This is a genomic window from Desulfurivibrio nitratireducens (genome assembly GCF_044068515.1).
GTDB lineage: Bacteria > Desulfobacterota > Desulfobulbia > Desulfobulbales > Desulfurivibrionaceae > Desulfurivibrio.
The window spans coordinates 40,576-61,225 of record NZ_JBIPKI010000007.1 but is presented as its reverse complement, the minus strand read 5'-3'; the positions used below and the strand labels follow the sequence as shown (position 1 = coordinate 61,225).

Genomic DNA, 20,650 nt, shown 5'->3' with positions numbered 1-20,650 from the left:
TCGAACCGGAAGATGTTTGGCCGATTTGCAAAGCCTGTTTAAACTTTAAAAACCATGGGACGCGCCCTGAATCAGGGCGCGTCCCTTTTTTTGTCACAAATTTCGCCCGCCTCGGCTGACGGACGCCTTAAGAAAATTTTGCGGGTTTCCAACTTGTCCTGCCCTTCCGGTCCCAGCCATAACCTTGAGTCCCTTTCCTGTTCCCAGTTTGACCTCACTGCGTTATAATCGCCGCCATGAGCAAAATTCTGGTGGTCGACGACGAACTCAGCATGCGTGAATTCCTCAAGATTTTGCTGGAAGATGAGGGATTCGCAGTGGAGTGCGCCGGCAACGGTGCGCAAGCCCTGGAGTTTTTGCAGGGGGAGGAATTCGACCTGCTGATCTCCGATATCAGGATGCCGCCACCTGACGGCCTGGCCCTGTTGGCCCGAGTCAAGGAAATCAAGCCTACTTTGCCGGTGGTCCTGGTCACCGCCTATGCCTCTCCGGATGACGCGGTCACCGCCATGAAAAGCGGGGCTTTCGACTATATTACCAAGCCTTTCAAGGTCGAAGAAATTAAGGATATCGTCGAGGCCGCCCTGAACAGCCGCCCGGCGGAAGCGACTCCGGCAACGGCAGGTATCCCGGCCCGGACCAAAGAGTTCGAAGGCATCATCGGCGGCAGCGCCGAAATGCTCAAGATCTACGATATCATCCAGCGGGTAGCGGCCACCCAGGCCAATATCCTGATCCACGGAGAATCGGGCACCGGCAAGGAACTGGTGGCCCGGGCCATTCACCGGCTGAGCGCAGCCGCCGAACATGAATTCGTTCCCATCGTCTGCAGCGCCATCCCCGAAAGCCTGTTTGAAAGCGAAGTTTTCGGCCACACCAAGGGGGCCTTCACCGGGGCCGCGGCCAACCGGGCCGGCCTTTTCGAGCAGGCCAATCACGGCACCGCTTTCCTTGATGAAATCGGCGAACTGAGCCCGCTGATCCAAACCAAGCTGCTACGGGTCCTCCAGGAGCGTGAGATCAAGCGGGTGGGATCAACGGAGAGCATCCGCATCAATATCCGGGTAATTTCCGCCACCAACAAGGATCTGGAACAGGAAGTCATTGCCGGCCGCTTTCGGGAGGATCTTTTTTATCGCCTGGCGGTGGTTCCGATCCGGGTTCCGCCCCTGCGGGAACGCAAGGGCGACGTGCCCCTTCTGGTGGACCATTTTCTCGCCAAATACGCCCGGCTTTTCCGCAAGGATATCCGACGGATATCATCCTATGCCATGGAAGTGCTGATGAATTATGACTTTCCCGGCAACGTGCGCGAGCTGGAAAACATCATCGAGCGCGGAGTGGCCATGGAAAACTCCCAGATAATCCTGCCGGAAAGCCTGACCCTCTCCGGCCATCGCCGCAACCGGGAGCAGGTTGACTCTTCTCAAGGGGCCGGGCTTGAAACCATCGCCGACGATGTGTTCAGCCGCGGGCTGGAGCCGGCCCTGGCCGACCTGGAGCGAGAGCTGATTGTCAGCGCCCTGGAGAAGGCGGGCCACTCCAAGACCAGGGCCGCCGATCTGCTCAAGACCAGCTTTCGTTCCCTGCGCTACAAGATCAAGAAATACGGTATCGGGGACTGAGCTCCATGCTTGCCTTGCTGCGCCAAGATCACCATCCGCCGGGAAGCGATGCCGACTCGCGCCTCAAACGGCAACTGGCCTGGTCTTTTCTGCTGCGGGTAATCTTTCTGACCCTGATCCTGGGAATCACCGCCGTCCTCGAGGCCAAGGGCCACCGCCTGACCACCGACAAATTCCTCTACCCGCTGCTCTTCATCGCCGCAGTCTATCTCTTCACCATCATTTCCGCCGCCCTGCTCGGCCGAATCGATAATATTCGCCGATTCGCCTCGCTGCAAATCGCTTTTGACATCCTGCTGATCTCCTGCCTGGTTTTTTTCAGCGGCACCAGCCAGTCACTTTTTACCGTGGTTTACTTTCTGCCGATCATCGCCGGCAGCTTCATGCTCTTCCATCGCGGCGCCCTGCTGATGGCGGCCCTTTGCACCATGGCCTTCGGCGGCCTGCTGCTGCTTGAGTATATTCAGTTCGACTTCAACCTGCTGACCATGGGCCCCAGGCCGGCCGCCAGTCTGGAAAGGCTATTGAACCTCTTTGCCATCAACGGCCTTTCTTTTTTCTTCGTCGCCGGCCTGGGAGCGGCCCTGGCCCACCGCCTTTACCGTACCGAGGCGGCTCTTTCCCGCACCACCTCCAGCTTTGACCAGCTGAACATTCTCTACAAACAGATTTTCGACGATATCGCCAGCGGGATTGCCACCGTCAACGAGGACCGGATGATCACCTCGTTCAACCGGGCAGCGGAAAGAGTCAGCGGCTACCGGGCTGAAGAGGCCTTAGGACGGCCGGTAAATGAGATTTTCCCCGAAATCAAATCCTACGGCAACCTGGAAGCAACAACCCGGGCGGAGGGCGAGATAACCCGTAAAAACGGAGATAAAATTCCGCTGGGCTACTCCTGGAGCCGTTTGCACGGCACCAATCATGAAGAGAAAAACTACATTCTATCCCTCCGCGATCTGAGCCGGATCCGGGAAATGGAGGCCAGAATCCGCCAGAGTGAGAAAATGGCCGCGGTGGGGGAAATGGCCGCGGGCATAGCCCACGAATTCCGCAATCCCCTGGCCGCCATCTCCGGTTCGGCCCAGCTGCTGGCCCGCCGACTGCAAGGGCATTCCGACCAGGCCAATCTGCTGGCCATAATTACCCGGGAATGCGACCGCCTGGAAGCGGCCATCAGGAATTTTCTGCTTTTTTCGCGGCCGGCCACGCCCCATCAGGATTGGATCAATCTTAAAGAACTCTGCAAGGAAAGCGGCGCCCTGCTGAGCCAAACCCCGACCTGCGCCGCCGACCATCACCTGACTTGTTCCGTGCCGGCCAATATCAAGGTTTGGGCGGATCGCGAACAGCTGCGGCAAGTGCTGATAAATCTGCTCAGCAATGCCTGCCAGGCCATGCCCGCCGGGGGGACAATTGAAAGCAGCGCCCGCAGAGAAATTCATCAGGGTCGGGCCGGCATCAGCATCAGGATCCGCGACAGCGGCAAGGGCATGACTCCGCAGGTGCAGGCAAAAATATTCAACCCTTACTTCACCACCCGCCAGGAAGGCACCGGCCTGGGCCTGGCCATCGCCCATCAAATCATCACCGCTCACGGCGGCCAAATCACGGTTCACAGCATGGCTGACCAGGGCACCACCTTCACCGTCCACCTGCCGGACCCCGCCTGACTTTTTTTATGATCAAGCTCCCTACATCATCCTGACTATTAAATTAAGTTAAAATTTTTTTAGCTGGCCTCCCTCCGCCAAATCCTGGCGGGTTGGCGGAACAAGCCCGGCCGGCGGGTTGTCCATGAACAGGGCGGCGCATTGCGCTTTAACGAAAAAAAAGGTATTATCGCCGAAGTTGTCCGATTCCGCCCCAAACAGGCCGATCCCGTGAACCATATCGGTCCCCCTCATGCCATATCTATAAGGATTTCAGCACCGTGGAACTGAACGTTTTTGCCATGTTTATGGAAGCCGGGATGACGATCAAAGGCGTTATCCTGTTGCTGCTGGTTATGTCCCTCTATTCCTGGTTCATTGTCTTCCAGAAGGAATTTCTCTACCGCAAGGTCAGGCGCGACTCGAATGAATTCGTGGAAAGATTCTGGAAATGCAAGGATCTGGCCGAAGCTTACAAGACCGCCAAGCAGAGTGAAGAAACACCGGAGGCCGCGATTTTCCGGGCCGCCTACCAGGAACTGCAGAAACTCAATAAATCCCAGGGCGGGGAATTGAGGCTGGAGAACCGCCTGGCGGGAATGGAGCCCCTGAAAAGGGTCGCCAACAAGAGCATGGCCAGCGAAATGTCCCGCCTGGGCAGTTCCCTGCCCTTTCTGGCCTCAACCGGCAGCGCCAGCCCCTTTATCGGTTTGTTCGGCACGGTCTGGGGCATCATGACTTCCTTTCACGACATCGGGGTACGGGGCTCAGCCTCCCTGGCCGTGGTCGCTCCCGGGGTATCCGAAGCCCTGGTGGTAACCGCCGCCGGACTGGCCGTGGCGATCCCGGCGGTGGTTTTTTACAATTACTACACCAATCAACTGGCCGATATTGAAAGCCGTTCCCAGGCCTTTGCCACCGATTTTATCAATCTTATCGAAAGGGACTTTCTCAGCCGCCGCACTGTGACGGCCCAGACCGCAACCGAGGCAGCCAGGAGCTGAACGATGGCCTTTGACATCCCTCCCGCCGGCAGGGGCTCTCGCCGGCTGGTTTCCGACATCAACGTCACCCCGCTGGTGGACGTAATGCTGGTGCTGCTGATCATCTTCATGATCGCCGCGCCCATGATGACCCAGGGAGTTGACGTGGACCTGCCCGAAACAACCTCCCGCCCCTTGCGGCAGGCGGAAACCCCGGTGATGATTACCATCGACAAGGATGGTGAAATTTATTTCGATGATATCAAGGGCACCCAGGTGCTCTTGCGTCAACAACTTGCCGCCCTGGCTCAGCGGCGCGGCACCGACCAGACCGTGTTGCTCCGGGCCGACCGGGAAGTACCTTACGGCCTGGTGGTGGCAATCATGGCCGACATCAAGGAAGCCGGTTTCGACCAGTTGGGGATGATTACCCAGCCTCCCTCGCGCTGACCAGCCAGCACGGTAAAAGCCGGGAAACCGGCATAAGTATAATCATAATCCAGGTGAAGCAGACATTGAACACAGTCGGGCCGCAACAGCCATGGAGAACCCCCCTGGCCCTGGCTATAGGAATTCATCTATTGGTCCTGTTGCCGGCCCTGCTTGCGCCCAGTCTGAGTTTTTTTCAGCGGCAGCGGCCGCCGCTGGATATCCAGACGGTCAGCCTGTTGAATGTCGCTGAATTGGCCCCGGCCACTCCGGCTCCCCAGCAACCGACGCCGGCCCCGCAGCCTGAAAGCCCGCCGCCCCCTCAATCACCCGCCCCCATCCCAGCGGCGGCAACCCCGCCGGTACCAGTTCCCGCCGCCCCGGCCCCACCGGCCGATCCGCGAACCATAGCTCCCAGCGAACCGGCCAAGGTGGCGGTAACCCGCCCGGCTCCCGCTGCCCCCTCCCCTCCTTTGTCCACCCGACCGGCTCGCACCAGTCAGGACGAACAGCGCCTCCAGCAACTGCGGGAATCTTTTCGCCTGGAGGCTCGGGCCCGGGACGCGGAGCGGGAAGCGGAACTAGCCCGGCAACAGGCTCTTGATGCCAGAATCGCCGCCATCCAGGCCCAGGCACCCGCTCCCCGGGCCAGCCAGCCGCCGGCAACAACCGCCCCGGCCCCCGCCGCCGCCGGTACCCGCGGCGGCGATGCCGCGGTGGATGCCGCCACCCGGGAATATCTGATCAGGCTAACCAGCCATATCCAGGCGCACTGGTCACTACCCAACTTGCCCACCTGGGACAAGGACCTGTTGGCAGTGATCGTTATCACCGTCCGCCGCGACGGCAGCCTCCGCGACTCGGAGTTTGAAATGCGGGCGGAAAACATGTATTTTAACCAAATTGTTCAGAAAACCATTCAGGATGCCGCTCCCATGCCGCCCTTTCCTGCGGCCCTGCGGCAAAACGAAATGGAAATCGGCCTGCGCTTCCGGCCCGGGGAGGTTTTTTAACTGGCGCCCGCGCCGCAGGCCGGTGCTCAACGAGCTGAAATTCTTCTACTGTTAGTTAAAACAGATCAAAGTAATGGGTTATCCGTGATCATGAAAACGAAATACATTCTGTTGCTGCTGCCTTTGCTCCTCTGTTTTTACCCTGCCAATGAGGCCGCCGCCAGGATTTACCTGGATATTACCTCGCCGGAATTACGCAAGATTCCCATGGCGGTGCCGCCCCTGGTGGACCAGAATCGGGCGGAGGCGCCCCCTTCGGTTGATGGCCGGAGAATGGCGGATATCCTGGGCCGGGCCCTGGAATTCCACGGCTTTGTCGAGCTTATCGATCCTAAACTTTACGGCGAGCGCCAGGACGTCAACTGGACCCGGCAGGGGGCCGAGTTTGTCATCCTGGGCCGCTACAGCGAAGAAGGGGGTAACTTCAACCTTGAACTGCGGCTGCAGGATATTGCCGCCGGCCGGATGATTCATGGTCGCCGTTACCAGGCCCCCCGGCAAATGGTCCGCCAAATGCTGCTGCGCTTTTGCGATGAAGTTGTGGAAGTGCTGACCGGGGAGAAAGGGGTCAGCCAGAGCAGGATCGCCTTTGTTTCCGACGCCAGCGGCCACCAGGAAGTATACCTGGCCGATATCCTGGGCGACAATATCCGCCAGGTTACCCACCACCAGTTTCTGACGGTGGCTCCTCGTTTTACCAGGGACGGCAATCACCTGACCTACACCTCGCACCACCGGGGCAACGCCAATCTATACCAGACCAACATTCGTGAATTAAAATCGACCCGGCCCATTTCCCGCTGGGTCGGCCTCAACATAACCCCATCGTGGCCGCCGGACGGGGAGCGGATGGTCCTGACCCTGAGCCGTGACGGCAATCCCGACCTGTACCTGGCTGAGAATGACGGCCGCATAATCCGCCGCCTTACTCATGGCGAAGGGGTCAATGTCTCCCCCAGCTTTTCCCCGGACGGCCGGCGCCTGGCCTTTGTCTCCGACCGCAGTGGGACCCCCCAGATTTATATCATGGATATGCGGACCATGGCGGTAAACCGCCTGACCTTTCAGGGCAATGATAATACCACCCCGAGCTGGTCCCCCGACGGCAAATGGATTGCTTACACCGGACGGGTGGAAGGAGCCCTGCACATTTTCCTCATCAGTCCCGATGGTGGCGCTCCGACCCAGGTAACCCGCGGCTGGGGCCACCATGAATCCCCGAGCTGGTCTCCGGATGGCCGCCAGCTGGTGTTTTCCCGCAATCGTAACAACCGTGAGGAAATCTGCGCCATCTTCCTTAACGGCACCGGCCTGCGGGTGCTGTTTGCCAATGAACCGGGCAATCATTTTATGCCCCAATGGTCGCCCCGCCAGGATTGGTAAGGCAGCAGGAGAGCAAACTCCCCGTCCGGATCTCCGGGGATGACATGATCGACCATAGTTGCAGGCCAAAGGAGCTCCGAAAACAACCTGTTCCCCAACCGACCGCCTGGCCCAGCGGTTTTTTCCGGAACTGACCATTTTGCCAAAAATCTGTGAACCGGAGGTTTATCTCGATGAAAAAAAGTATGATCAGCTATGCCCTGCTGCTTGGCCTGTCCCCTTTTCTGGTTCAATGCGTGGCTTCGGAACAGGATGTCAGGATCCTCGACCAGCGCACCCGCACCCTGGACAGCCGGACAACCGAACTCGAACGCTTGAGCGAAGCCGTCCGCGGCCAGGCCACCTCCCAGGCCAGGCTGGGCAGTGAACTGGAAACCCTCAGTAACCGGCTGCTCCAGCAGGAGGGCCGGATGGACGAGGCCGAACATCAGCGCCGCCGGATCCAGGAGCAGCAGAATAGCAGCCAGCAGGCGATGAGCATGCGGCTGGACAACATCGATATCACCCTGCAGGAAATCACCGCCAACCTCAAGGAACTGGACCGCCGGCTGGCCGCTTCCCTGGCTGACATGGAGGCCCAACAGGAGCAGAGCAAGCGGCAGTTGCAGGCCCTCCAGGAGCAGAGAGCCAGAGAGGCGGCGGAGCGGGCGGCGGCGGCCGAAGCCGCGGCCCGGGCGGCGGAACAGGCCCGACGGGAAGCGGAAGCGCGGGCTCAGCGGGAAGCGGAACGTCAGACCAGGGAAACCATGGCCCGGAGCGGGCCCAAGGAGATTCTGCCCGAGCAGTTCAAGCAGAAGGTCGAGGGCGGTCGGACCAGCACTCCGGACGCAGCTCCTGAAACGCCGGCTGTCCGGGCTGCAACCCCGGCGCCTGCTGCCCCTGCAGCGGCTCCCCGAGCCGCCGCGCCACCAGCGGAAGGGCCGGGAGCGGAACACTACCGGCAGGGCCTGGAACACCTGGAGCGGAACAATCACCAAGATGCCTACCTGGCCTTCGCCAACTATCTCGAGGAAGCACCCCGAGGCGATATGGCCGCCGATGCCCGTTATCTGCTGGGTGAAAGCCTGTATAGGCAGGAGGAATATGAGTTGGCCATTCTGGAATACCAGAAAGTAATCGCTGATTTTGTCGGCCATGCCCGGGTGCCCTCAGCCCTGCTGCGCCAGGGGATGGCCTTCGAAAAGTTACGCGAACCATCCACCGCCGCCATCGTCTATGAGCGGTTGATCGGGGAATTCCCAGCCAGCGAGCAGGCAAGGCAAGCCAAGGAACTGCTGGGCAAAATCCGCTGAAAACAACAAAAGGGCGACCGGAAGTTACCTCCCGATCGCCCTTTTGTTGGTCTGCCAATGGTGGGGAGGGATTATCTCCCCCCATTGGCTTTTTATTGTTCGCTTAGCTGGTCTCGACAACGCTGAATTGCTCAGGGGGCCCGCACGTCACAGCCCCGAATTCGGAGCCTACCGCTTAGCGGACTGTGAGTCGCCCCCGGGCTTGATCATTTGATCCCCAGCTCCTTTTCCTTTTCCGCCACCGCCAGCCGGGTTTTGATAGCGGTGTCGGAGATCAGGCTCATCGAATCGATCCCGCATTCCACCAGGAAGGTGGCAAACTCGGGGAAGTCGCTGGGAGCCTGACCACAGATGCCGATCTTGCGCCCCCGCCGCTTGGCGGTATCTATCACCATCTTGATCATCGTCTTGACCGCCTCGTCGCGTTCGTCATAGATATGGGCCACCAGGTCGGAATCCCGGTCCAGGCCGAGGGTAAGCTGGGTCAGGTCATTGGAGCCGATGGAGAAACCGTCAAAGACATCGGCGAAGGCATCGGCGGCGATGACGTTGGAGGGAATCTCGCACATCACGTAAACCTCCAGGCCGTTTTCTCCCTGGACCAGGCCGAATTCGCGCAGCACCTCGATAACCTTGCGGCCTTCTTCCGCGGTCCGGCAGAAAGGCACCATCAGCTTGATGTTGGTCAGCCCCATGTCGTTGCGGGCCTTGAGCAGGGCCTTGCATTCCAGCTCAAAAGCGGGCTTGTACTTGGGATCATAGTAACGGGAGGCCCCGCGCCAGCCGATCATCGGATTGGCTTCCACCGGCTCATAAAGCTTTCCCCCCACCAGGTTGGCGTATTCATTGCTCTTGAAGTCGGAGAGACGAACGATTACATCCCGGGGATAGAAACCGGCCCCGATCCGGCCCACCCCTTCGGCCAACTTGTCAATGAAGAATTGCTTCTTGTCATCGGGATAGGCGGTGGTCCGGTTCTCGATTTCCTTGACGATGGCCGCCACCTTTTCGTCACCGGCAGCCTTGGCCTTGAGATCATCGAAATAATAGAGGGCCAGGGGATGGATCCCGATATGGGAGTTGATAATGAATTCCTCGCGGGCCAGGCCCACCCCGTCGTTGGGGATCTGCCCTTCCGAAAAGGCTTTTTCGGGAATACCGACGTTCATCATGATCTTGGTCCGGGTCTGGGGAACCGAGTCGAGATCGAGCCGCTCCACCTCGTACTTGAGCAGGCCGTCATAGATGTTGCCGGTTTCGCCCTCGGCACAGGAAACGGTGACCTCCCCGCCGTTGGGAATCAGCTTGCTGCCGTTGCCGGTGCCGATGACACAGGGAATCCCCAACTCCCGGGAAATGATGGCGGCATGACAGGTGCGACCGCCGCGATTGGTGACGATGGCGGCGGCGATCTTCATGATCGGCTCCCAGTCGGGATCGGTCATGTCGGTGACCAGGACCTCTCCCTTCTTGAAGTCGTGAATATCGGCCACGTTGAAGATGACGTTGGCCTTGCCCTGACCGATCTTGGCCCCCACCGCCTGTCCGGAAGCCAGGACCTTGCCCTGCTCCTTCATGACGTAGGTTTCGATTTCCTTTTTGTTGGTCTGGGAATGGACGGTCTCCGGCCGAGCCTGGACGATGAAAAGCTCGCCGGTCCCCACCTCTTTGCCGTCACCGTCCTTGGCCCATTCGATATCCATGGCCTTGCCGTAATGATCCTCGATGATGCAGGACCAGCGGGCCAGGGTCAGAATTTCGTCGTCGCTGAGGACGTACCGGCCCCTCTCCGCGGGGGTGGTTTCGATATTCTTGACCGATTCCTCGGCACCGGAATCGGTATTGTAGATCATCTTTATTTCCTTGCTGCCCAGCCGCTTACCGACTATGGGCCGCTTGCCCTGCTTGAGGGTGGGCTTGAAAACGTAGAACTCGTCGGGGTTGACCGCCCCCTGGACCACGTTTTCCCCCAGACCCCAGGCTCCGGTGAGGAAAACCGCGTCCTGGAAGCCGCTTTCGGTGTCGATGGAAAAGATTACTCCGGAGGAGGCGGAATCGCTGCGCACCATTTTTTGGACCACGATGGAGAGGTAGACGTCAAACTGGCCGAAGCCTTTGTCGTGGCGATAGGAAATGGCCCGATCAGTGAAGAGGGAGGCGAAGCATTTTTTGCAGGCCGCGATCAGGGCTTCGGGGCCGCTGATATTGAGGAAGGTTTCCTGCTGGCCGGCAAAGGAGGCGTCGGGCAGATCCTCGGCGGTGGCCGATGAACGAACCGCTACCGCGCAGTTGGGGCCGTAATCCTGCTCCATCTTGCGATAGGATTCAATAATGGCGTCGTAGAGCGGTTTGGGAAATTCGGCGGTGCGGACGATGTCCCGGGCCTTCTTGCCCCGCTCCTGGAGGTTGCGCAGATCGTGGGTATCCAACCCGGCCAGGGCATCGCGGATTCCCTGTTCAATCCCCGCTTCTTCCAGCAGGTAGCGGTAGGCGTAGGCGGTGATGGCAAAACCGTTGGGAACACTCACTCCCTGGGACATCAATTTCTGGTGCATTTCCCCCAGCGAGGCGTTCTTGCCGCCGACCAGCGGCACGTCATCGATCAGGATGTCGTCGAACCACAGAATAAGGGCCTGGTCATGTTTTCCCATCGTTTACTCTCCCGTCTAAATTGGTTTTATCGTATTAAACTTCAGGCAATTACAGGGAATATAATTTACGACTGCCGCATTGATTTACGGCCATAAATCCGGAGCGATCGGGGGGCGGTGCCCAACTAATTTAGTCACCACCGGTTTATAGCTAATCTTGGCCATGGGGTCAACCGAATAGTAAGCTCCCCGCGGTGCGGATTGGCCTTGCTCAACGGCCGGCAGCGGACCTGATCGGTCACCGGCTTCAGCCCTCCTGCCAGGCGGTGGAGATTGTTGTTTTTTACCGGTCGAACAATATTTTATCCGCAGTCGGGCTGTTTACGTAAATACTGGCCCGGCAAAAAAATATATCGGCACTGGAATTTCCGGAAAATCAGGGCTAGAATCAATGATAAGCCCGATCCCAGCCAAAAGCAACCACCGTGAGCCCTCATGAAACAAACCACTGCTGCCGCCAGCCTGATCGACCAGCTTTTTCAGCAATACGTCATTCCCGGCAATCATCGCGCCAGCGACTACTTCGCCCTGTTGCGCCAACTGCTGAGCCAGCGGCGCCAGGCCGCCGGCCCTGGCCAAAAGGAGGAGTGGCAGGCGGCCATTGCCCGGACCTACGACTTGCTCCGCGAGGAAATCATAACCAACCGGAACCCCCCGGTTGCGCCGGTTAAGTTCGGCACCTCCGGCTGGCGCGGCATCTTAGGGAAGGATTTTCACCTCCTTTCCGTGCGGCAGGTAACCCAGGCGATCATCAATATCTACGAGCAGGCGGCCGCCGAACCGGATCTGGCGGCGGCCCTGGGGGTTGCCAACGCTGCCGAGGCCAGGCAAAGGGGGGTTGTCCTGGGGTATGACAATCGCTTTGGCGGCAGCCTGCTGGCCGAGGGCGTCGCCGAGCTCCTCGGCAGTCGGGGTTTTACGGTTCGTTTGGCCGGCGAAACCACCACCGGGGTCATTTCCGCCGCGGTGCTGGTTACCGGAGCAGCCTTTTCCATCAATCTCACTCCCAGCCACAACCCCTTGGAATATGGCGGATTCAAGTATAATGCCGCCGATGCGGGTCCGGCGGCGGCGATCATCACCAACCGCATCACTTCGGAGGCGGCCCGAATCATCGCCGCCGCGGAAATCCCGGCCGGGAAACCCCGGCCAGAACTGGTCGGCCCGCTGGACTCCCTGACCTGCTGGCGGCAACTGGTGCGGAACAACCGCAGCAAACACGGTCTCGATTATGACGCGATCATGGCCGAACTGGGCCGCCGCGATGACTATGTTCTGGCCCTCGACTGCGTCCACGGGGCCGCCCGGGTGCATCTCGATGACCTGCTGACCGGGGTTCCGGCCCGCCATCGCCTGCTTTTCCGGGCCGAAGCCGATCCCACCTTCGACGGGGTCGCCCCGGAACCCTCCTCGGCCAACCTGGCAGCGGTCAAGGCCGCTCTCCAGCAAAGACCGGAACCCCTGAAGCTGGGCGCTATTATCGACCCCGACGGCGATCGGATTCGTTTCACCGACGGCACCACGGAGTTCGACATGAACATGTTCGGGGCCATGTGCTATCATTACCTTCATGTTTACAAGAACAAAAGAGGGCCAGTGGCCAAAACCGTCGCCACCAGCAACTTTGCCAACAGCATCGCCCGGGCCCTGGGCGAGGAGGTTTTTGAGCCCCGGGTGGGCTTCAAGGAATTCAAGCCGGTTATCGGCAAGGCCCTGGTAATGTTCGAGGAATCGGACGGAATCTCGATTATCGGCCACACGCCGGAAAAGGACGCTTATATAGGTTTGCTGCTGGCTCTGGACATGCTCCTTACCCTGCCCGGAGGGCTGGCCGGCTACCTGGCCGAGATCCGGACCCGGTTCGGTGAATTCTACCCGGGCCGGGGCGGAGTGGAGGTCAGCAAGCAAGGGGCCGAGCTGCAAAAGGCCCTGGCCGGGCTCGATCGTTATCGGCCGGGAACGAGTTTGACGGTCGGACAACACCCCGCAACCATCAAGGAAGTGATCACCATCGATGGCCACAAGCTGATCTTTGGCGACGACAGCTGGCTGATGATCCGCCCTTCGGGTACCGAGCCCAAAGTGCGGTTCTATGTGGAGGCCCGAACCGAGGCGGGTAAAGAGGAACTGCTGGCCACCGCTGGCGAACTCCTGCGGGAACTCGGCCTGCTTTGACCGGGCCAGGAGAGAACCCAAGGTAAAATGATTAAATATGGCGAACGGTCAAGCTGTTGCCTGAACCTGGCCTTGCGCTGACCGGGCGGGAGTGATGAACATGCGAAGCAAAATCTGGTTGTTGGTTTTACTGCTGCTTTTTACCCTGGCGCCCAGCGGGCAGGCCGGTGACTCTGACCAGGGAAAACCTTGGGCGGCCCAGGCGGCGGAATTCGAGGGCCGTCAGGAATGGACCGAGTTGCTCAAGCATACCTTCCGCTGGACCAGATCTCTACCCAACGATTACCGGGCCTGGTTCAACATGGGTCTGGCCCAGGCTGAACTGGACATGGCGGAACAGGCCGCGGCCAGCTACCGCCAGGCCCTGCGCCTCAAGCCCCAATATGCCGCGGCCTGGCTCAATCTTGGGAAAGTTCTCAGCCGCCTGAGCCAACCGGAGGCGGCCATCGATGCCTTCAAGCAGGCCACCGAGTTGCAACCTCGAAGCCCTGAGGCCTGGTTCGCCCTGGGAGCTGCCTACGCCGCCAGCGGCCAACTAGACGAACTGGCCGAAATCCACCAGCGCCTTGATAACCTCGTCCCTGAACTGGCCGCCGAATTTGCCCGTAAATTCCTGTAAAGTCCTCTCTTTGCCTGACTGTCCCCCGCCAGACAACCCGACCAGATTCACCGACGGCTGTTGGAGCGGCTTTGCCAAGCAGGGCCGCTTTTTCTTTCGGTCAAGACCGGGATTGCAACAACCTCTGGGCCCGGATCAGCCTGCCCGCCTGTCCCGGTAAGCTTCTGCCCCGGCGGTTTCGGTGAAGATGGAACTGATCCAGCAGGCGAGCCGCAATGCCCTCTCAATAAAATTCGAACAGAACCAGGCTTAAAGCCATGACCAACATGCCGCCCAGCAGGCCGATAATCGGGGTGTGGGCGGTACCGTAGAGCCGGGCCGAGGGGAAGAGTTCATCAAAGGAGATATAAATCATGATCCCGGCAACCAGGGCAAAGATCAGCCCCAGGGAGCCTTCGTTCAGGAAAGGAGCCAGAATAATGAAGCCCGCCACGGCCCCCAAGGGTTCGGTCAGGCCGGAAAGGAGGGAATACCAAAAGCCCTTTTGACGGCTACCGCTGCCGTGATAGATGGGCAGAGCTACCGCTACTCCTTCGGGGATATTGTGAATGGCGATGGCAATGGCGATGGGGATGGCTAAAGCGGGATCCAGCAGAGCCACGCTGAAGGTGGCGAAGCCCTCGGGGAAATTATGAATCGCCACCGCCAGGGCGGTAAACATCCCGGTCCGCTTCAGGGAACGGGCCTTATGGGCGTGGAGTTCCGTCTGGTCGCTGAACTCCGATTCCTTTTTAAATTCGTGGAGATTGACATCCTTGGGCACCAGCAGGTCGATCAGGGCGGTGGCGGCAATCCCGATGAAAAAAGCGCCGGTGGCCAGGGCATATCCCCATTGCTCACCATAGTCCCGGGCGAAATAAGCCATGGCCTCCGGCAGCAGCTCCACGAAGGAAACATAGATCATGACCCCGGCGGAAAAACCCAGCCCCAGGGACAGGCCCACCGTGTTATGGGGCCGGATGAACATGGCCAGGGCCCCACCGATCGCGGTGGAAAGCCCGGCCAGCAGGGTCAGGGAAAAAGCGAAGAGAATGGCGGAGAACTCGAAGCCACCCATGGCATCAGTTTCCCGCTATCTAGGGATTGACCGCCAAAAGCTCGACCGAAAAAATCAGCACCGAGTTGGGACCGATTACCGGGGGTACTCCCCGTTCCCCATAGGCCAGGTCGGCGGGGAGAAAAATTTCCCATTTGTCTCCCACCTGCATTAACTGCAAGGCCTCGGTCCAGCCGGGAATAACCCCGGCCACCGGAAAAACGGCCGGCTCGCCCCGCTCCAGGGAACTGTCAAAAATGGTGCCGTCAATCAAGCGTCCCTCGTAATGCACCGAAACAACGTCGTCGGCACTCGGAGTAGCGCCATCACCACTGCTCAATACCCGATACTGGAGTCCGCTGGCCAGAGCCACGACCTCGTCCCGCTCGGCATTCTCGGCCAGAAACTGTTGCCCGGCCTGCAGGTTTTGCGTCCGTTCTGCGTCCATCATGGCCTCTTGCCTGCTCATCATTTCATCCTGAAAGGCCATGATGGCCTCGTTCATCTCCTCTTCAGTCAGCAGCGGCTCGGCCTGACTTACCGCGTGCTTGATGCCCAGAGCCAGCAGATCGGCATCGATGTCCATCTCCTGGGCCACAAAACCCGACCCGATATCCAAGCCGATACTGTAACTGATCTTGTCCTTGACGCTTTTCAGTTCGGGACGACCTTCGGCCTTTCCATTACCTTCGGCCTGACCATTGCCGCAGCCCGACAGGACAAAAGTCAATGCCAGCACCATGGCCAGGGATAATCTGCAAAATGTTTTCCTCATAACTTACTCCAGTGTTGGTGATCCTGTTGGCAGGGTCTGGATTTAAACAAAAAAAACCAGGACACAAGGCCTGGTTAACACTAGCATAACAAATTAACAACCCGGCCAGCCAAGACCGGCTTAGCCGCAGGTTGAAACTCTTTTTCAGACCGATAGATGTGATTTATTATGGTCGGGACGAGAGGATTTGAACCTCCGACCCCATGCTCCCGAAGCATGTGCTCTACCAGGCTGAGCCACGTCCCGACGCCAACATAAAATCGCATAATTACAATAATCTCCGCCCAAACGGGACAGCCGGCGACCGGCCCCTCAAGGCGCCGCCCATATTGCTCGACTTTACCGGATTGTGCAAGCAAAAAAGCTGACAGGATTGCTCGGCAAGAAAATGGGGGGAAAGGAAAGAGGGCCGGCACCGACGGATACCGTCCCTCTTACATTCTTCAGACTGGAACCGGGAAACTTACTTTACGGCATCGGCGAGCTTGCTGCCGGCTTTGAAGCGGGCAACCTTGCGGGCCTTGATGGTGATCGGCTTGCCGGTCTGGGGATTGCGGCCCTGACGGGCAGCGCGCTTGGCCACGGAAAAGGTACCGAAACCAACCAAGGTAACTTTGTCGCCTTTTTTCATGGCTTTAGTAATTGCGCCGAGCGCTCCGGCCAAGGCCTTCTCCGCAGAGGCCTTATTGATGCCGGCAGCCTTTGCCATCTGTTCCACCAACTCACTCTTGTTCATTCCTTCCTCCTTAGTGGTTTTTCGTTCTGACCGGGTCTCCCCTACCAACTCGTATACGCAGGCACATCAAGGCTTTAATCACACGATAATTGATTGTCAATAAAAAAGATCCCGCTGTCAAACAAAAAAAAAACGCTAAAACCAAGGCTGTTAAACCACCACGGAGTATCGGCGATCAAGGTTTCACCTGAAAAGGCAAAGTCGTTCCCTCACCCCACGACAGCATAACAACTTCAACAATCAAACCACTTAAGACGCGGGCCGCCAGGGAAAATTCCTAACCTTGGCGTCACCCCGAGAATCCTCAAAAGGTCAGGCCATGCCGTTCAGGGCCGCCATCCCAATTCCATCCCGGCAAATCCCAACCGGCGACAGCAGGACTGTATCCGGGCCAAGATCGCATCCCGGGCCAATAATGCCTCGTCGGCCCGGGCTACCTCGATCAGGCACCTGGCGCCGTAATGACGAAAACGGGCGCCGGTGAAGCCAAGTTCCTGGAGCAGGCTTTCGCCTTGGCCTACTAAGGCGATGTTCGCCGGGGTAATGGGCTGCTGGGCCATGATCCGGGTGGCCAGACAGGAGGCGGAGGGTTTATCCCAGTTGGCCAGGCCCTGTTCCCGGGCCAGGCGGCGAATTTCAATCTTGGTCAACCCCGCATCGGCCAAGGGGGTGCGCACTTGTAATTCCTGCAGGGCGCGCAAACCGGGACGGTCTTGTCTCAGGTCATCCCCGTTGGTTCCGTCCAGCAGCACCGAGCAATCGCTGGCGCAGGCTTTTTCCCGGAAAAGGGAATAAAGCCTTTTTTTACAGAGATAGCAACGCTCAGGGGGATTGGCGACGAAATCCGGCCAGGAATAAGGGTCGACGTCTACAACCTCGGGCCGGCAACGCAAGCCGGCGGCAACCGCCATGGCCCGTTCATACTCGCCGGCCGCCTGCAGGGGCGAACGGGCATGGAGCACCAGAACCCCAGCGCCACGCGCGGCCAGGGCGGCGGCCAGCAGCAGGGAGCTGTCAACCCCGCCGGAAAAAGCAACCGCCACCCGCTGGTCGGCGGCAAGTTCGGCCACCAGATTCCGGTATTTCCAGGCCGCCCGGTGCCGGGACATGGTCAGTCAACCACCGCCACCACTTTATGACCTCTCTCCTCCAGGGCCTCGATCACTTCATCAAAGTCACATTTTTCCAAGCGGAATCCGTAAAGCTTCTTGCGGGAAGAATGCTGCTCGGTGGAAACGCTGATGATCTCACCGCCATGCTGCTTGATGACCCGGGTAACATCCTCCACCCCGCCCTGCTTGCCGACCAGAACATCTATCCGGGTCGAAGCCTTGAGCAGCCCCATCACCGAGATCAAAGCCGAAAGAAGATCGGTGGCGGTGATTATCCCCACCAACTTCTTTTTGTCCAGCACCGGCAGGCCGCCGATCTTGTAGTCATGAATCAGCCGGGCCGCCTTCTCGATGGTGGCATTGACATTAATGGTGATGATGTTGCGGACCATCACTTCATGGACATATATCTCCCTCTCCATTGAGGGAAAGGCGTAATGGCGGATATCGCTTTCGGTGATGAAGCCGACCATCTGGTCATCCTCAACCACAGGCAGGTGCCTGATTCCATGTTGTTTCATCATGGTTCCGGCCTCTTGGAGAAGGGCGTTGCGGCCAATGGTCACCAGCTTCTTGCGAGCACCCTGCATGCAATGTTTGACTTTCATTATCTGACCGCCCAAGTGGAGAAAAATTAAACCCGCGACGATGATTGTAAAATCGCCATCTTGGTAGCATCTTGGTACTTACAGAGTTTCTAAACGGCTGTCAACATTCCTCCGGGTATTCAGTCCCGGAAATCTCTTTTCAACCCTTTAATTTTACATTAGAATAAAAAATTCAGCGGGATTCTCGCCAACGTCCATTACGGTAGCAACCCCGTAAACACTTCTTTAAACAATAGCATGCCCCATCCGGGCGGTTACCATAAACCCAGTGATATACATGTCGCAGACCAAAGATCTTCTTCCTGACAAACAGAATTTGGCAACCTTTCGGCAGCAAATCGACGCCATCGATGATCAGATGCTGGCCCTGCTCCGGCAACGAATCCGCTTGGCCAAGGAAATAGGCAAGGTAAAAGCGGGCCACAACAAGGACCGATGGGACCCCAAGCGGGAAAGGGAAATTATCCGCCGGTTGAGCCAGGACAACGCCGGTGAATTTCCCGAACCGGCCCTCCGGGCTATCCTGCACGAAATAATCGCCGCCTGCCGGCTTTCGCAAAAAGCCACCGAAGTCGCCTACCTGGGACCGGAGGCAACCTTCTCCCACCTGGCCGGAATCAAATTTTTCGGCAGTGCCGCCTCATTTCGGCCCATGGAAACCATCGAGGATGCCTTCATCGAGGTGGAAAGGGGCCGGGTTGATTACGCCGTGGTGCCGGTGGAAAATTCCATTGAAGGGGCGGTTACTTCCACCCTTGATGCCTTTACCCGTTTCCGGGTAAAAATCTGCGGCGAGTTGAATCTGGCCATCAGCCACAACCTGGTCAACCAGAGCGGCCGGCTCGAGGACGTCAAGCTGGTGGTTTCCCACCCCCAACCCCTGGCCCAGTGTCGGCAATGGCTGCACCGCAACCTGCCGGATACCCCCCGGCACAACACCACCAGCACCGGGGCCGCGGCCCGGATGGCGGTCGAAGACCCCACGGTGGCTGCCATTGCCAGCACTCTGGCGGTAAAGACCTATCAACTCCAGGTGGCGGTCAAGGGGATCGAGGATTTCCGGGGCAACACCACCAGGTTTCTTCTGATCGGCAAAGAATCTCCCAAGGCCAGCGGCGATGACAAGACTTCCCTGCTGGTGGCCCTGCTCGACCGGCCCGGGGCCCTGCATGAAGCCCTGAGCATTCTGGCCCGCAACAACATCAACCTGACCCGGATCGAGTCCCGACCGGTCAAGGACGAGCCCGGCCGCTATCTCTTCTTTATCGACCTGATCGGCCATCTCGATGATCCCCAGGTCCGGGAGAGTTGCACCAAACTTCGGGAGATCTGCTCTCTCTATGAGTGGCTGGGTTCCTATCCCCGCGCCCGGGAATAAGCGGGTTTTCCGGCCATGCTGATCCTGGGCATAGAAACCTCCTGCGACGATACGGCGGCGGCGGTCCTGGCCGTTGCCGGCCGGCACTACTCCAATCAGAGCGGACCAGAGGACCCTCCCGGCCAGGTTGGCATCCTGGCCAACCTGGTCAGAAGCCAGAACGAAGTGCACACCCCCTACGGCGGGATTGTGCCGGAACTGGCCTCCCGGCGCCACCTGGAAAATATCTTCCCGGTGGTGAAAACCGCCCTGCAGGAGGCTGGGCTCGAGCTCGCAGAGATCGATCTGATCGCCGTTACCCAGGGACCGGGCCTGGTAGGATCCCTGCTGGTGGGCCTCAATTTTGCCAAGGCGCTTTCCCTGGCCACGGCCATCCCCTATGTGGGGGTGGATCATATCGCCGGCCACCTGGCTTCACCTTTTCTGGCCGCCGAACACCCGGTTTTCCCCTATCTGGCCCTGACCGTTTCCGGCGGTCATTCAAGCATCTTTCTGGTCCAAAGTCCCACGGACTTCACCCTGCTGGGCCGCACCCGCGACGACGCGGCCGGCGAGGCCTTTGACAAGGTGGCCAAGCTTCTCGAGCTGGGCTACCCCGGCGGCCCGGCGGTCAGTCGCTTGGCGACAGCCGGAAACCCCCAGGCCTTTGCCTTCCCCCGGGCCCGGCTGGCCGCCGACAGCTTGGACTTCAGCTTCAGCGGCCTGAAAACCGCGGTGGCAGGAGAAATCCGTCGGCGCCAGGAGGCGCACCGGCCATATTCCGCCGCCGATCATGCAGCTTACCAGGCCGATATCTGCGCCTCGTTTCAGGAAGCAGTGGTGGAGGTGCTGGTGGAAAAAACCCTGGCCGCGGCCCGGCAATTCTCCTGCCGGCAGGTAGTCCTCAGCGGCGGCGTGGCAGCCAACCCCAGGCTGCGCCAACACCTGCGCGAGGCGGCGGAAGCCGACGGGTTGACCATTTTCATGCCGGAACCCGCCTTCTGCACCGATAATGCCGCCATGATCGCCATGGCCGGCTTCTTTCAGCGCCACCGGGCCACCCGGTCGATGGCGATGGATGTTTATTCCCGCTTCGGCGCCGGGCCATCAGGTCCGGAAGTTGCCGGCCGGCACAGTTACCGCCGGGCCCCAACTCAAGAGGGCCCGTTCCCGCCCGCAGCCGATTTACCCCTGACCGGTTGAT

The 20,650-nt window shown here is 59.3% G+C and carries 17 protein-coding genes and 1 tRNA gene; 11 read left to right on the top strand and 7 right to left on the bottom strand.

Annotated elements, in window-relative coordinates; all coding sequences use genetic code 11:
- Positions 1–236 precede the first annotated feature (236 nt).
- From ACHHTY_RS04095 to ACHHTY_RS04065, 7 genes are all read left to right on the top strand, one after another.
- Positions 237–1,625 carry a sigma-54-dependent transcriptional regulator gene (locus tag ACHHTY_RS04095; protein WP_395492792.1) on the top strand — a complete coding sequence of 463 codons (1,389 nt, stop codon included), beginning with the start codon at positions 237–239 and terminating at the stop codon, positions 1,623–1,625.
- Between the two features lie 5 nt (positions 1,626–1,630).
- Positions 1,631–3,298 (top strand): two-component system sensor histidine kinase NtrB, encoded by a 1,668-nt coding sequence (locus tag ACHHTY_RS04090; protein WP_395492791.1) that lies wholly within the window; start codon positions 1,631–1,633, stop codon positions 3,296–3,298.
- A gap of 260 nt (positions 3,299–3,558) precedes the next feature.
- A complete protein-coding gene (tolQ, locus tag ACHHTY_RS04085; RefSeq protein ID WP_395492790.1) occupies positions 3,559–4,281 on the top strand; it encodes a protein TolQ in 723 nt (240 codons plus the stop codon).
- A 3-nt stretch (positions 4,282–4,284) separates the two neighbouring features.
- Positions 4,285–4,710: a protein TolR gene (tolR, locus tag ACHHTY_RS04080; protein ID WP_395492789.1), complete on the top strand. Its 426-nt coding sequence runs from the start codon at positions 4,285–4,287 to the stop codon at positions 4,708–4,710.
- A gap of 65 nt (positions 4,711–4,775) precedes the next feature.
- Positions 4,776–5,702 carry a TonB C-terminal domain-containing protein gene (locus ACHHTY_RS04075; protein WP_395492788.1) on the top strand — a complete coding sequence of 309 codons (927 nt, stop codon included), beginning with the start codon at positions 4,776–4,778 and terminating at the stop codon, positions 5,700–5,702.
- A gap of 90 nt (positions 5,703–5,792) precedes the next feature.
- Positions 5,793–7,085: a protein TolB gene (locus tag ACHHTY_RS04070; RefSeq protein WP_395492787.1), complete on the top strand. Its 1,293-nt coding sequence runs from the start codon at positions 5,793–5,795 to the stop codon at positions 7,083–7,085.
- A 173-nt stretch (positions 7,086–7,258) separates the two neighbouring features.
- The gene (locus ACHHTY_RS04065; RefSeq protein ID WP_395492786.1) at positions 7,259–8,377 is read left to right on the top strand and encodes a tetratricopeptide repeat protein; all 1,119 of its coding nucleotides are present in this window, start codon (positions 7,259–7,261) and stop codon (positions 8,375–8,377) included.
- Positions 8,378–8,583: 206 nt separating this feature from the next.
- Here the strand turns inward: ACHHTY_RS04065 and ppsA are convergent, their stop codons facing one another.
- Positions 8,584–11,028 carry a phosphoenolpyruvate synthase gene (ppsA, locus tag ACHHTY_RS04060; RefSeq protein ID WP_395492785.1) on the bottom strand — a complete coding sequence of 815 codons (2,445 nt, stop codon included), beginning with the start codon at positions 11,026–11,028 and terminating at the stop codon, positions 8,584–8,586.
- Positions 11,029–11,463: 435 nt separating this feature from the next.
- Here ppsA and ACHHTY_RS04055 point away from each other — a divergent pair, with 435 nt between their 5' ends.
- Together ACHHTY_RS04055 and ACHHTY_RS04050 are read left to right on the top strand one after the other, a co-directional pair.
- Positions 11,464–13,203, top strand: a complete 1,740-nt coding sequence (locus ACHHTY_RS04055) for a phosphohexomutase domain-containing protein (RefSeq protein ID WP_395492784.1) — start codon at positions 11,464–11,466, stop codon at positions 13,201–13,203.
- 100 nt (positions 13,204–13,303) lie between these two features.
- Positions 13,304–13,822 (top strand): tetratricopeptide repeat protein, encoded by a 519-nt coding sequence (locus ACHHTY_RS04050; protein WP_395492783.1) that lies wholly within the window; start codon positions 13,304–13,306, stop codon positions 13,820–13,822.
- Positions 13,823–14,045: 223 nt separating this feature from the next.
- On the opposite strand, the gene zupT is transcribed toward ACHHTY_RS04050, so the two are convergent.
- The 6 genes from zupT to ACHHTY_RS04020 form a co-directional block, all read right to left on the bottom strand.
- Positions 14,046–14,879 carry a zinc transporter ZupT gene (gene zupT / locus ACHHTY_RS04045; protein WP_395492782.1) on the bottom strand — a complete coding sequence of 278 codons (834 nt, stop codon included), beginning with the start codon at positions 14,877–14,879 and terminating at the stop codon, positions 14,046–14,048.
- A gap of 19 nt (positions 14,880–14,898) precedes the next feature.
- On the bottom strand, positions 14,899–15,633 hold the full coding sequence (locus tag ACHHTY_RS04040; RefSeq protein WP_395492781.1) for an FKBP-type peptidyl-prolyl cis-trans isomerase: 735 nt from the start codon (positions 15,631–15,633) through the stop codon (positions 14,899–14,901).
- A gap of 169 nt (positions 15,634–15,802) precedes the next feature.
- Positions 15,803–15,879, bottom strand: a tRNA-Pro gene (locus ACHHTY_RS04035).
- 217 nt (positions 15,880–16,096) lie between these two features.
- Positions 16,097–16,369 (bottom strand): HU family DNA-binding protein, encoded by a 273-nt coding sequence (locus ACHHTY_RS04030; protein ID WP_395492780.1) that lies wholly within the window; start codon positions 16,367–16,369, stop codon positions 16,097–16,099.
- 326 nt (positions 16,370–16,695) lie between these two features.
- Entirely contained in the window at positions 16,696–17,478 is a 783-nt protein-coding gene (larE, locus tag ACHHTY_RS04025; protein ID WP_395492779.1) for an ATP-dependent sacrificial sulfur transferase LarE, read from the bottom strand.
- A gap of 2 nt (positions 17,479–17,480) precedes the next feature.
- A complete protein-coding gene (locus ACHHTY_RS04020) occupies positions 17,481–18,089 on the bottom strand; it encodes a CBS domain-containing protein (protein ID WP_395492778.1) in 609 nt (202 codons plus the stop codon).
- A gap of 277 nt (positions 18,090–18,366) precedes the next feature.
- On the opposite strand from ACHHTY_RS04020, the gene pheA reads away from it, so the two are divergent.
- The gene (gene pheA / locus ACHHTY_RS04015; RefSeq protein WP_395492777.1) at positions 18,367–19,467 is read left to right on the top strand and encodes a prephenate dehydratase; all 1,101 of its coding nucleotides are present in this window, start codon (positions 18,367–18,369) and stop codon (positions 19,465–19,467) included.
- A 15-nt stretch (positions 19,468–19,482) separates the two neighbouring features.
- Complete coding sequence (gene tsaD, locus ACHHTY_RS04010; RefSeq protein ID WP_395492776.1) at positions 19,483–20,649, top strand: tRNA (adenosine(37)-N6)-threonylcarbamoyltransferase complex transferase subunit TsaD; 1,167 nt, start codon at positions 19,483–19,485, stop codon at positions 20,647–20,649.
- Position 20,650: the final 1 nt, after the last annotated feature.

Excerpts from the sequence above, each read along its gene's own strand:
- ACHHTY_RS04095 (WP_395492792.1), top strand. The coding sequence starts at position 237 with ATGAGCAAAATTCTGGTGGTCGACGACGAACTCAGCATGCGTGAATTC.
- tsaD (WP_395492776.1), top strand. The coding sequence starts at position 19,483 with ATGCTGATCCTGGGCATAGAAACCTCCTGCGACGATACGGCGGCGGCG.
- larE (WP_395492779.1), bottom strand. The coding sequence starts at position 17,478 with ATGTCCCGGCACCGGGCGGCCTGGAAATACCGGAATCTGGTGGCCGAA.
- tolR (WP_395492789.1), top strand. The coding sequence starts at position 4,285 with ATGGCCTTTGACATCCCTCCCGCCGGCAGGGGCTCTCGCCGGCTGGTT.
- ACHHTY_RS04090 (WP_395492791.1), top strand. The coding sequence starts at position 1,631 with ATGCTTGCCTTGCTGCGCCAAGATCACCATCCGCCGGGAAGCGATGCC.
- ACHHTY_RS04050 (WP_395492783.1), top strand. The coding sequence starts at position 13,304 with ATGCGAAGCAAAATCTGGTTGTTGGTTTTACTGCTGCTTTTTACCCTG.
- zupT (WP_395492782.1), bottom strand. The coding sequence starts at position 14,879 with ATGGGTGGCTTCGAGTTCTCCGCCATTCTCTTCGCTTTTTCCCTGACC.
- ACHHTY_RS04030 (WP_395492780.1), bottom strand. The coding sequence starts at position 16,369 with ATGAACAAGAGTGAGTTGGTGGAACAGATGGCAAAGGCTGCCGGCATC.
- pheA (WP_395492777.1), top strand. The coding sequence starts at position 18,367 with ATGTCGCAGACCAAAGATCTTCTTCCTGACAAACAGAATTTGGCAACC.
- ACHHTY_RS04065 (WP_395492786.1), top strand. The coding sequence starts at position 7,259 with ATGAAAAAAAGTATGATCAGCTATGCCCTGCTGCTTGGCCTGTCCCCT.
- ppsA (WP_395492785.1), bottom strand. The coding sequence starts at position 11,028 with ATGGGAAAACATGACCAGGCCCTTATTCTGTGGTTCGACGACATCCTG.
- ACHHTY_RS04070 (WP_395492787.1), top strand. The coding sequence starts at position 5,793 with ATGAAAACGAAATACATTCTGTTGCTGCTGCCTTTGCTCCTCTGTTTT.
- ACHHTY_RS04020 (WP_395492778.1), bottom strand. The coding sequence starts at position 18,089 with ATGAAAGTCAAACATTGCATGCAGGGTGCTCGCAAGAAGCTGGTGACC.
- ACHHTY_RS04055 (WP_395492784.1), top strand. The coding sequence starts at position 11,464 with ATGAAACAAACCACTGCTGCCGCCAGCCTGATCGACCAGCTTTTTCAG.
- ACHHTY_RS04040 (WP_395492781.1), bottom strand. The coding sequence starts at position 15,633 with ATGAGGAAAACATTTTGCAGATTATCCCTGGCCATGGTGCTGGCATTG.